Origin of the sequence: Streptomyces sp. NPDC093598 (assembly GCF_044764825.1) — a bacterium.
Lineage (GTDB): Bacteria > Actinomycetota > Actinomycetes > Streptomycetales > Streptomycetaceae > Streptomyces.
In genome coordinates this window covers 97,570-108,892 of record NZ_JBIWIV010000008.1, presented here as the reverse complement: position 1 = coordinate 108,892, position 11,323 = coordinate 97,570, and the positions used below count along the sequence as shown (strand labels likewise).

Here is an 11,323-nt window from a genome sequence, read left to right as displayed (position 1 = left end):
TCCGTTCTGCCACGGACGGAAGGAAGCCCAGGTCAGGGAGCTAGGAGACCTTGCCTGTCTGGGTGGATGTATGGTCTCCTGGTGCTCGTTGTTGTCGTCAAATGGAGGTTGGACAGTGGGGGGTCACTACGGTGTGCCTCTCGAGCGGAGCGACTACCTCAAGCTCGATCCGCACGAGAACAGCTGTACACCTGAGACCTTCACGAACTGGCTTGCGGAGCACGGCGACCACCGTCCCCTGGCCGTTGACCTTTTCTCCGGTGCAGGTGGCCTGAGTCTCGGCCTCAAGCAGGCTGGCTGGCAGGTGGCGGCAGCGGTCGATGCTGACGCACGAGCCCTAGAGACTCATGCTGCCAATTTCCCTGGCTTGAGCCTCCACTTGGACCTGGGTAACCCCGAGCACCGGGAGCGGCTGGTCAAGCTGCTTCAGCCGGCCAGCATCGACCTTGTAGCTGGCGGTCCTCCGTGCCAGCCGTTCAGTAGAGCCGGACGCAGCAAGATCCGCAGTCTGGTGCAGAAGCACGGCAGGGATCCTTACGACCGGCGCAAGGAACTGTGGGTTGCTTACCTCGACATCGTTCTGGCGCTCAGGCCCCGGGCCGTTCTGATGGAGAACGTCCCAGATATGGGACTCGGGGATGACTTCTTCGTTACGCGCACGATTGAGGACAAGCTGCAGCAGGAGGGTTACGTCACCCAGGTTCGCCTCGTCGACGCCTGGGCATACGGAGTACCCCAACACCGCAAACGTCTCATCCTCTTGGCGCGCAACGATACCGATCGGCTTGAGTGGCCGGAATCGGTGAAGAAGCGGACTTCGCTGCGGGACGCAATAGGCGATCTGCCGACCATCGGTGAGGGCGAAACCGGCGGTCGTGCTCTTACTTATACTTACAGCGAGTCGGGCAGCCTGCCACTCTTCGCGCAACAAATGCGAGAGCAGGCACCTCCGGGAATCGTGTACGACCACATGACGCGGCACGTGCGGCCTGACGACCGGGAAATTTTCGAAGGCATGACCTCCCGTACTCTGTACAGGGATATCCCTGCACATCTGCGGCGATACGGCACCGAACATTTCAAGGATAAATACAAGAGGCTCGACTGGAACGACCTTAGTCGAACTATCACCGCACATATCGCCAAGGATGGATACGGATACATCCACCCGGAGCAGCACCGGACTCTCTCAGTGCGAGAAGCTGCGCGTATCCAGACCTTTCCCGATTGGTTCCGCTTCGCGGGAGTCCGCAGCGATGCCTTCCGACAGATCGGTAATGCTGTGCCGCCCATGCTCGGGCAGGCTGCGGCAGAAGCCCTGCGCCCTCTGCCAGCGGATGTTGTGTCAATGGCTCCATTGAGGGCCCATTGGTTGGATGTCCGCGATGATTTGACGGTGTGGGCAGAAAAGCAGCGTGACGCTGACGCTTGGTTCCATTTTCCCGGAGATGAGATGGGGCCTGTCCAAGCCGCAGTCGCAGCTGCCCTTTCTTCCTCGAAAATTGATGGCGCTGCACTGGTCCGCGCAATGAATCTAGTCAAGGGCGAGAAAACACTGAGGAGGTCAACTTTCGCGAAAATCCTGAACTTTGCCCCCACGGACCGGATGGTCATTTCTCTTGAGCGGCTGAGGCCACTCGTGGGTAGGTCAGTCGTCTGGAGAGAACCTCTGGAGATACCCGAAAGAGTTGGCTTCAAGGGGGCCGAAACTTCCTTGTACCGACTCCTTCTAGGGGAGGATCTTCTCCTCGTCGGGCAAGGACAGCTCCGCGTAGCTGCTCGCGTCAACGGCAGCAAGGCGGACCGGTCCAACCGGCTCAGTGATGGCCGCGTGGATTTGGCGCGGCTGATAGGAGCAGGTGAGGACGCACCCTTGCGAATGGCTGGAGTACGGCGTATCGGCATGACAGTCTGTCGTGAGAGTGAGCCCTACTGCACCGACTGCCCGCTCCGACCTCATTGTGTCCAGAGGGCCAACACGTTCTAGATGTATTGATCACGAGCGTTTGTTGGCACAGGCCGCCGCCAGTGGATAGAGCACGTCGTCCTGAGCGGTGTAGAGAGTGAGCACCGCTTTAGGAGTTCGATCGCTGCTCGGTGCTGTCGGGAAACTACCTGTCCACACTGGCCGTGTCGGACCGCTCAGGTGTGCTGGCGTCCGGCGCCGTTGATGTCACTCGTGGATGTGAGAACCGGAGCAACCTGCGCAGGCTCGCTGGCACGATGGTGCAGAGATGGCCAGCTTCGCCGCACGTGGCTGACCGCCGCCACCATCGATGCGGAGCCGCCTGAACCTTCGCCGGCAGTCAGCCACGACGGCGAAGCTCTCTGACCGATTACGCACGCGCTGCCTCGCGCTACACCTGAGCTGCGCTTCGGCGGCCAAGGACGCGGGCGGCTACTCGACCGCGGGGGCCCTTGTGACCCCGACTGATCCCTGCACCTGGCACAGTTGCGGCAAATCTCAGCCTAAAACCATGTGCCGAATATAGACCCTTGCGCAACGCTATTTCCGGTGATGCGCTCATACAGATTGATCGCCTGGTCTTCAGTGAGTGCACAGATATAGTCACACACCGCTCTTGCGCGACGCTCTTCATCGCTTCGATGGAAGCCACTTATTCGCTCATGCTTTTCCATGCGATCATAGATGTCGTCAAGTAGCTCTGGTACCGGGTGATCTGGATTCCGGCTACCCTTTCGATGACTTCCCAGCATCTCTATCAAGTCGTCAAATAGCGTACTGACAATCTTCTTTTGGCCTCGCTGAACCATAGCCAGGCTGGGGCGCCTTATTACGTAGAAGAAAGTCAATTCCTTGATCACCTCGACCCGGTACTCGGCGATTTCATCTATGGCAAGTTCCGGGCGGCCTGCCGAGTTGTTGATAGTAACCGCCTCAAAAAAGAGACCGAGTAGCTCGTGCTGAAATTGGTCCAGCATTTTGCGATCATCGCGCGTATCCCGCCACTTGCGGTCCGGCATTAGACGCTTAAGTTCCCGGTATTGCCGCACGAATACATCTTCGTCAAATTCTTCATAACCGGCGCCTCTTCGCGCCCTTGCAAAACCCATGAGTTCGTCAGATGATTCGTTATGCAGGGCGTGAAGGGGGATGAGGCCACCCCGGAAGTAGTCGTAGAGATCATGAGTTACATACGAGACGTCGTCAGCCCAGTCCATCAGGACAGCGGCTACGGAACGCTTCCCCGTACAAGTCTCGCCATCTCGCGCGAAGTTGAAATCCTGTTCCTCGCTCCGATAGGCGCCCCACTTATTCCCCCTGATCCTGTAGGGCCATTTTCGATCTGCGAATTCTGAACCCTCTTCTCCTTGGTACCTGGGGTATTTAAGGACTGCATTGAGAGATGCCCTGGTGAGGTTCAACCCATGGTCGACATGGGCGTGAACTGCTAGCTTGGTGAGTACTCTGAAGGTTTGCGCATTGCCTTCAAATCCCCCGTAGTGAGACATCTTTTGTTGCAGTACTTTATCGGCTGTGTGGCCGAAAGGTGGATGCCCGATGTCATGTGCAAGTCCTGCAGATTCCACGATGTCGGGGAAAGATGCTTCCTTTCCCGGAACTTGCTCAGCGAAAGCTGGATCCTTGCACAGGCGCTGAGCCAGGCGGCGACCTATTTGGGCAACCTTCAGGCTGTGGGTGAGGCGATTGTGTAGAAGGTGATGCTCTCTGACGGCCGCAACTTGCGTTATGCCTGCCAATCTCCGGAACGCCGAAGAGTAAAGTATGCGGTCACGATCGCGCTCAAACGACGTGCGAGGATCGGTGTCCAAAGGCGGGCCATGCCTGCGTTGAGCATGGAATTTCTCGTTCTCTTGCGAAGGCATTTTCGTCTCCTCGGTCATAATTGCCCGCATGCTCGCTGACGGATCGGCTCTGAGAAGGCGTTGAGCAGCAATGAATAAGGAGAATGGAAGAGGGTGCGACCTCTGTACTTAAGCTAGCATCGTCTTCTTGAGGTCGCGCGTTGATCAGCGGCTTTACCGTACAAGAACTCACAAGAAGGGGTCCCCGGTGAGGGCGGCGGAGCGGCTTTGGGGTGGCGCTGCTTTGGCGCGAGTGATCATGGCCCCGTAAGCTTCCGGCGCGTCGGGCAGTCTGTGGACCTGCCCGGTAAAGCACGACGTTGGGGCCATGATCTTCGAGGCTCGCGCCAAAGTGGCTCCGTAAAGCCGTGGAGCCGACCGCCCCCAGCCACGACGCACCCCTTCTACGGCAAGCGGCTGATTGCTGTGCGCGCGGCACGGGCGCCGGCCGGGCTGGAGCAGGGCGGAGACAGGAGCGCAGGCCCGGCCGGGGGCCGTGCCGCGCGCGGGGAGCGGAGCGAGCCGCCTTGAACCCGTGAAGAAGGTTGTTACTCAGTAGCGGCTGTGATGCGCCACAAGGGAGCGTCGTACTGCTCCGGACGGCTGCTGATGAGCAGCTGGCGCAGGTCCTCGCGCAAAGAGCCATTGAGTTCATCGCCCCGTACAACCCGGCCTGCTCCGTCGACGACTGATCACCGCCGGACTCCGTGGCGGCAAGGGCACCGCCGAACAGGTCGGCACACACCCGCGCGTCTTCGCCACCCTCACCGCACCGAGCTTCGGCCCGGTCCACAACCGCCCCTCCAGCGGGCGGCCCTGCCGCTGCGGTGCCCGGCACGACGACACAGACCCGGCCCTCGGTACGCCCCTCGACCCGGACGCATACAACTACGAAGCGGCCGTGCTCTGGAATGCCCACGCCGGAGCCCTCTGGCGGCGTTTCTCGATCTACCTGCGCCGTGAGATCGCCAAGCGCGCCGGACTCACCCAGCGCACATTTCGGGATCACGCACGTGTCTCCTTCGCTAAGGTCGCCGAGTACCAGAAGCGGGGCGCCGTCCACTTCCACGCGGTCATCCGCCTCGACGGCCCGGAGGGCGGCGACACGGCCCCTCCGGCCTGGGCATCCCCCGAGCTGCTGACCGACGCAATCCAGGCCGCCGTCACCGCCACACGCGTCAACGGACCGCACGTCGACGGCCGCGTCCACACCTTCGCCTTCGGCCGTCAGCTCGACGTGCGAACCATCCGCTCCGCCGACTTCGACGGCGGCCAGGAGCTGACCGAACGGGCCGTAGCGGCGTACATCGCCAAGTACGCCACCAAAGGCGCCGAGACAGCGACCGGCACCCTGGACCGGCCGATCCGCTTCCTCGCCGAACTGGCACAGACCCGGATCACCGACCACGCCCGACGCATGATCCGGACGGCCTGGACCCTCGGCGCACGCAAAGACCTCGAACACCTCCGCCTGCGCGCCTGGGCCCACATGCTCGGCTTCCGCGGTCACTTCTCCACCAAGTCCCGCCGCTACTCCACCACCCTCGGCGCCCTCCGCGACGCCCGCGCCGAATGGCGCCGCGCACAAGCCGCCACGGCCTCTCCCCAGGACGGCGAAACCACGCTCGTCCTCACTCACTGGGTCTTCGCCGGAACCGGCCTCAGCACCGGTGAAGCCTGGCTGGCCGCCTCCCTCGAACCCGCCCCTGGAACGGAAGGAGAACCGACATGGACGCCCGTCACGACGAGCTGATGACTGTTCGCCAAGTCCTGGACGAGCTCGGCGGTGTCTCCCGTCGGACGTTCTACCGCTGGCGAGAACTGGGGTACGGGCCGGCCGCATTCAAGCTTCCCAACGGAGAGTTGCGGGTTTGGCGGAGTGACTTCAACACATGGCTGCGACAGCTGGAGGAAGCAGCGTGAAGTCTCTCGATGTGAAGGTCTGGGGAGTCCGCAAGCGGGACACCAAAACGCCCTCGTACGGTGTTCGCTGGTCCGTCGCAGGCAATGTGTTCTCCGAGTCCTTCCGCACCAAGGCGCTTGCCGACCACTACCGCACGAAGCTCATGCGTGCCATGCGCGACGGCGAGGAGTTCGACACCGAGTCGGGGCTCCCGGCCTCGATGGAAGAGAAGAAGTCGGCCGTGTCGTGGTACGCCTTCGCCCTCCGATACCTCGCCATGAAATGGCCTCATGCCGCCCCCAACACGCGGGACGGCATCAACGAAGCCCTCACCAGCGTGACGCTGGAACTCCTCGACGAGCGCGCCGGACGACCGTCCGATGAGGAGATCCGCAGAGCACTGCGCAACTGGGCCTTCGTGCTGCCGGGGCCCGATGACCGGGAAGTCCCGGACGACGTGCGGAACGTTCTCCACTGGGTGTCCAAGGCATCCCGGCCGCTCGCCGATCTCGCTGAAGCGGCCACGGCTCGCACGGTCCTCGACTCGCTGAAGCTCAAGCTCGACGGCACGGCGGCAGCGGCGGAGACCGTGCGGCGCAAGCGTCGGACGCTCGTCAATGCCGCGAACTACGCCGTCGACCTGGGGGAGTTGCGTGAGAACCCCATCACGGCTGTCCGCTGGCAGAAACCGAAGGTGTCCACCCAGGTCGATCCGCGGGTTGTCGCCAACCCGGAGCAGGCACGGAACCTCCTGGCGGCGGTTTCTTACGTGGGCGGGTACCGGCGTGCCCGTGGTCGCCGCCTCGTAGGTCTGTTCGCCGCCATGTACTTCGGCGGTCTCCGGCCGGCGGAAGCGGTCGGCCTTGCCGAAACGGATCTGAACCTTCCTGAGCAAGGCTGGGGCTCGGCGCTGCTCCACCGGACCCGTCCGTCCGTCGGCAAGCAGTGGACCGACTCGGGGGAGACTCATGACGACCGCGGGCTGAAGAACCGGCCGACCGAGGACGTGAGGCGGGTGCCGATCCCGCCTCACCTCGTAGCCGTGCTCCGCGAGCACCTGGCCACCTTCGGCACGGCGGACGACGGGCGGCTGTTCTTCAGCGAGAAGGGCTCGGTCGTCCCGTCCTCGACCTACTACCGCGTGTGGCAGGAAGCTCGGCTCATCGCGCTTCCGCCGGCCGTCGCGGCCTCGCCGCTCGCGAGTCGGCCGTACGACCTCCGGCACTCGGCGCTGTCGACGTGGCTCAACGCCGGTGTCGACCCCACCGAGGTGGCCGAGCGCGCCGGCAACAGCGTGGAGGTCCTGCTGACCCGCTACGCCAAGTGCCTCGACGGGCGGCAGGACGTCGCCAACCGGCGTATTGAGGATCTGTTGCGCGAGTACGAGTGATCGCAGACGACGGTAGCTCCGATGCCCCCGGACTTGTTCCGGGGGCATCGGCATGCCTTGGCCGAGAGGGGCGTTCCTGTCGTCAGGAATTCCGCGCCGGTGGCTCCGGGGTGTATGTCGGGCCGGCCCATGAAGTCAGGCCGGCTTCCATCACTCGTTCAGAGGCGCCTCTCATGCGCATTACGCGCATGATGCCCAGAGTTGACCACGACTAGTTGCGTCTACTTGCACAGGGGTAAAGGATCATGCCGACGTTTGTTGCGTTGCTGAACTGGACCGACCAGGGAGTCCGCGGCTACAAGGACACCCCGCAACGCGCCGAAGCCTTCACGGCAGCGGCTCAGAAGCTCGGGGTGAAGGTCCTGAACCTCTTCTGGACCGTCGGCCCGTACGACATCGTGGCTGTCGTGGAGGCGCCCGACGACGAGACTGCCACCGCAGTGCTCCTACAGGTCGGCGCGTTGGGCAACGTCCGTAGCACGACCCTGCGAGCCTTCGGCCGGGAGGAGATGGGCCGCATCATCGCCAAAGCCACCGGCTGAGGGACTTCCCCGTCGAGGTTCTGTTGGTACGAGTGACACGCTCAAGGCGGTACCCCCCAAGGCCCCTGGACCTGTCCGGAGCCTGGGGGGGGGGGGACACGGCACGACCTGCGCTTACGTCCCAAGATCCCGTCCACGCCTCGTCCACAGCCCTCGACATACAGCCGCTCCAAGCGGCACACGCCTGCACAGACGCGAAGACCCCGTCCCAGCGAAAGCGCTGATGGCGGGGTCTTTGGGCACCTCATACAAGGTGCCCCCGGCAGGATTCGAACCTGCGCACACGGCTCCGGAGGCCGTTGCTCTATCCCCTGAGCTACGGGGGCGTGTCCGTCGCGTTGCTCGCGGCGACGGGTAGAACACTACCAGCTCCCTCGGTGTGGTCATGAACGGGTTTCCGCTGCCGGGGGCGGGGATGCGGGTCGTCCGTGCGGGGTGGAAGTGGGGAAAACCCGGACGCGATGGCCGGGGCCCACCTACTCTCGAGTTGTGCCAGGCGCGTCAGGCCGGGTGCTTGTTGTGGACGACAACAAGGTCATCCGGCAGTTGATCAGGGTCAACCTCGAGCTTGAGGGGCTGGAGGTCGTGACCGCGGCCGATGGTGCCGAGTGTCTTGATGTCGTTCATCAGGTGCGGCCAGATGTGGTGACCCTCGACGTCGTCATGCCCCGGCTGGACGGGCTCCGGACCGCCGCTCGGCTCCGGGCCGATCCGCGGACCCGGGACGTGCCCCTCGCCATCGTCAGCGCCTGCGGGCACCACGAGATCGAGGCCGGGCTCGAAGTCGGCGTCGACGCCTTCCTCGCCAAGCCCTTCGAGCCCGCCGAACTGGTCAGCATGGTGCGGCAGTTGATCGAGCGGGCCAGGGGCGGGGGCCGGCAGCGCGGTGGGGGTCCCGGCGGCGGTGGCGGAGACGGTGGCCCCCAAGCCAAGCAACAGGCGAAGGAAGTGGATCTACCCGCCGTGCCGTGAGCGGGCGGCACCTGCGCAAGCCCGGAACAGAGGACCCCGTCCACATCCCGGACCGTACCGAAACCGGCTCGCATACCCACCCCCTTCCTCCCATACGCTTGTCCCGTGACCCCCGTCGAGCTCTCCCGCACCGTGCTGCACGCCGTGCGTCGCGCTGTCGACGAGGGTGAGCTCAGCGTGACCGTGCCGGAGCGGGCCGTGGTCACTGCGCCGGGGCCCGGGGGCTGCGGCGACTACGCCACCAACATCGCCCTCCAGCTGGCCCGTGCCGCGGGGGAGCCGCCGCAGCGCGTGGCCGAGATCCTGCGGGCGCGGCTCGTGGGTGAGCAGCGCATCGACGACGTCGTCGTCACCGGGCCCGGGTTCCTCAACTTCAGCCTCGCGCGCACCGCCTCCGCCGACCTCGTCGAGGAGATCCTGCGGCGCGGACGGCGGTACGGGCACGCGACGACCGGGTTCAGCGGGACCGCCGTCCGGCTCCACTGCACGGCAGAGGTGCGTGCCGTCGTGGTCACGGACGCCCTGTCCCGCGTGCTGCGCAGCCAGGGGGACTTCGTCCGTGTCGAGTGCGACGGCCGGCCCGCCCCGGAGTGGGGCTCCGTCCTCGGGGCGGACGTCACCACCCGAGGGCCGCGCATCGCCGACAGGTACGTCACCATCCGCCCCGTCCCCGCCCCCGCCGACCCGCTGCCCCTCGGCAGGGACGCCGCCCGCTGGGCGCTGCTGCACCCCGCCCCCCACGACCGGCCCCGGATCCCCGGCGACCACCTCGTCCAGCGGGAGAGCAACCCCCTCTTCCGTGTCCGGTACGCCCATGCCCGCACCCGGGCCCTCCTGCGCAACGCCGCCGACCTCGGCTTCCACCCCGAGCCCGGCCCCGTGAGCGCAGCGGAAGCGCTGCTCGCCGCACTCGGCGACCACCCCCGCGTCCTCGCCGCCACCGCCACGCATCACACCCCCGACCGCCTGGCCCGGCACCTCCTCGTCGTCGCCGATGCCGCGATGCCCCTGCTCCCCGCCGTGCTGCCCCTCGGTGAGGAGAAACCCTCGGCCGCCCACCGCGCCCGGCTCGCGCTCGCCGAAGCCGCCGGGACGGTGCTGGCCGGCGGCCTGTCCCTGCTCGGCATCGACGCTCCCGACCATCTCTGAGAGACACGTACAGATCATGAGCCGTTCCGCACACCCCGCCGGGCCCCGTCACGCCGATGTCCTTCCCGAGGGCCACTACTCCGCGCCGCCCGCCGACCTCAACGCCCTGGACCCCAAGGTGTGGGCCCAGACCGTGACGCGTGACGAGGACGGCGTCGTGACCGTCGGCGGCATCCCCGTCACCCGGCTCGCCGAGGAGTTCGGCACCCCCGCCTACATCCTCGACGAGGCCGACTTCCGGGCCCGCGCGCGTGCCTGGCGCACCGCCTTCGGGGCCGACGCCGACGTCTTCTACGCCGGCAAGGCGTTCCTGTCCCGCGCTGTCGTGCGCTGGCTCGACGAGGAGGGGCTGAACGTCGACGTCTGCTCCGGCGGTGAGCTGGCCACCGCCCTGTCCGCCGGCATGCCCGCCGACCGCATCGCCTTCCACGGCAACAACAAGTCTGTCGACGAGATCACCCGGGCCGTCGAGGCCGGCGTCGGGCACATCGTCCTCGACTCCTTCCAGGAGATCGTCCGCGTCGCCCACATCGCGCAGGGCCTCGGCAAGCGGCAGAAGGTCCTGATCCGCATCACCGTCGGCGTCGAGGCCCACACCCACGAGTTCATCGCCACGGCCCACGAGGACCAGAAGTTCGGCATCCCGCTGGCCGGGGGCCAGGCCGCCGAGGCCGTACGGCGGGCGCTCCAGCTCGACGGGCTGGAGCTCGTGGGCATCCACAGCCACATCGGGTCGCAGATCTTCGACATGTCCGGGTTCGAGGTCGCCGCCCACCGGGTCGTCTCGCTTCTGAAGGCCGTCCGCGACGAGCACGGCGTCGAGCTGCCCGAGATCGACCTCGGCGGCGGCCTCGGCATCGCGTACACCAGCGACGACGATCCCCGCGAGCCGCACGAGATCGCCAAGGCGCTCACCGAGATCGTCACCCGGGAGTGCGAGGCCGCCAAGCTGCGCACGCCGCGCATCTCCGTCGAGCCGGGCCGTGCCATCGTCGGCCCGACCGCCTTCACCCTCTACGAGGTCGGCACCATCAAGCCCCTCGACGGGCTGCGGACCTACGTCTCCGTCGACGGCGGCATGTCGGACAACATCCGCACCGCGCTGTACGACGCCGAGTACAGCGTCGCGCTGGTCTCCCGCACCTCCGACGCCGAGCCGATGCTGGCCCGCGTCGTCGGCAAGCACTGCGAGAGCGGGGACATCGTGGTCAAGGACGCGTTCCTGCCGTCCGACCTGGCACCGGGTGACCTCGTCGCCGTACCGGCCACCGGCGCGTACTGCCGGTCCATGGCCAGCAACTACAACCACGTGCTCCGCCCGCCGGTCGTCGCCGTCGACGGCGGTGAGGCCCGGGTGATCGTCCGCCGGGAGACGGAGGAGGACCTGCTGCGTCTCGACGTCGGCTGAACACGGCACCGCAGGGCCGGGGCGGCGGAAGATCTCCTGTCTGCCGCCCCCGCGGAAATGAAATAGACATCTCACGATCCGGACCGGGGGCAGAAACTCCCGTCCGGTGAGTGAGACTGGTTCCACCGTAG

The 11,323-nt window shown here is 65.7% G+C and carries 8 protein-coding genes, 1 tRNA gene and 1 pseudogene; 8 read left to right on the top strand and 2 right to left on the bottom strand.

All coding sequences use genetic code 11. The annotated features are described in order from the left end of the window. The first annotated feature begins 133 nt into the window (after positions 1 to 133). The gene (locus ACIRDU_RS23640) at positions 134 to 1,987 is read left to right on the top strand and encodes a DNA cytosine methyltransferase (protein ID WP_403582369.1); all 1,854 of its coding nucleotides are present in this window, start codon (positions 134 to 136) and stop codon (positions 1,985 to 1,987) included. A 482-nt stretch (positions 1,988 to 2,469) separates the two neighbouring features. On the opposite strand, the gene ACIRDU_RS23635 is transcribed toward ACIRDU_RS23640, so the two are convergent. Next, entirely contained in the window at positions 2,470 to 3,867 is a 1,398-nt protein-coding gene (locus ACIRDU_RS23635) for a deoxyguanosinetriphosphate triphosphohydrolase family protein (protein ID WP_403582368.1), read from the bottom strand. Positions 3,868 to 4,516: 649 nt separating this feature from the next. On the opposite strand from ACIRDU_RS23635, the pseudogene ACIRDU_RS23630 reads away from it, so the two are divergent. The 4 genes and pseudogenes from ACIRDU_RS23630 to ACIRDU_RS23615 all read left to right on the top strand — a co-directional run. Continuing rightward, positions 4,517 to 5,581: pseudogene (locus tag ACIRDU_RS23630) on the top strand (replication initiator); the annotation flags it as partial. Beyond that, positions 5,557 to 5,751 (top strand): helix-turn-helix domain-containing protein, encoded by a 195-nt coding sequence (locus ACIRDU_RS23625; protein WP_361118168.1) that lies wholly within the window; start codon positions 5,557 to 5,559, stop codon positions 5,749 to 5,751. The pseudogene ACIRDU_RS23630 and the gene ACIRDU_RS23625, both read left to right, overlap by 25 nt. Then, positions 5,748 to 7,121 carry a tyrosine-type recombinase/integrase gene (locus ACIRDU_RS23620; RefSeq protein WP_403582366.1) on the top strand — a complete coding sequence of 458 codons (1,374 nt, stop codon included), beginning with the start codon at positions 5,748 to 5,750 and terminating at the stop codon, positions 7,119 to 7,121. The genes ACIRDU_RS23625 and ACIRDU_RS23620 overlap by 4 nt, the downstream gene beginning before the upstream one ends. Positions 7,122 to 7,366: 245 nt before the next feature. Continuing rightward, the gene (locus ACIRDU_RS23615; protein WP_403582364.1) at positions 7,367 to 7,663 is read left to right on the top strand and encodes a GYD domain-containing protein; all 297 of its coding nucleotides are present in this window, start codon (positions 7,367 to 7,369) and stop codon (positions 7,661 to 7,663) included. Positions 7,664 to 7,917: 254 nt separating this feature from the next. On the opposite strand, the gene ACIRDU_RS23610 is transcribed toward ACIRDU_RS23615, so the two are convergent. Then, a tRNA-Arg gene (locus tag ACIRDU_RS23610) sits at positions 7,918 to 7,989 on the bottom strand. 115 nt (positions 7,990 to 8,104) lie between these two features. Between ACIRDU_RS23610 and ACIRDU_RS23605 the strand changes: the two genes are divergently transcribed. The 3 genes from ACIRDU_RS23605 (at position 8,105) to lysA (ending at position 11,192) form a co-directional block, all read left to right on the top strand. After that, the gene (locus tag ACIRDU_RS23605; RefSeq protein ID WP_403582362.1) at positions 8,105 to 8,635 is read left to right on the top strand and encodes a response regulator; all 531 of its coding nucleotides are present in this window, start codon (positions 8,105 to 8,107) and stop codon (positions 8,633 to 8,635) included. A gap of 105 nt (positions 8,636 to 8,740) precedes the next feature. Beyond that, complete coding sequence (gene nrtL, locus ACIRDU_RS23600; RefSeq protein WP_403582361.1) at positions 8,741 to 9,784, top strand: ArgS-related anticodon-binding protein NrtL; 1,044 nt, start codon at positions 8,741 to 8,743, stop codon at positions 9,782 to 9,784. Between the two features lie 16 nt (positions 9,785 to 9,800). Then, positions 9,801 to 11,192, top strand: a complete 1,392-nt coding sequence (gene lysA, locus ACIRDU_RS23595; protein ID WP_403582359.1) for a diaminopimelate decarboxylase — start codon at positions 9,801 to 9,803, stop codon at positions 11,190 to 11,192. The last annotated feature ends 131 nt before the right edge of the window (positions 11,193 to 11,323 follow it).

Excerpts from the sequence above, each read along its gene's own strand:
- ACIRDU_RS23635 (WP_403582368.1), bottom strand. The coding sequence starts at position 3,867 with ATGACCGAGGAGACGAAAATGCCTTCGCAAGAGAACGAGAAATTCCAT.
- ACIRDU_RS23625 (WP_361118168.1), top strand. The coding sequence starts at position 5,557 with ATGGACGCCCGTCACGACGAGCTGATGACTGTTCGCCAAGTCCTGGAC.
- ACIRDU_RS23615 (WP_403582364.1), top strand. The coding sequence starts at position 7,367 with ATGCCGACGTTTGTTGCGTTGCTGAACTGGACCGACCAGGGAGTCCGC.
- lysA (WP_403582359.1), top strand. The coding sequence starts at position 9,801 with ATGAGCCGTTCCGCACACCCCGCCGGGCCCCGTCACGCCGATGTCCTT.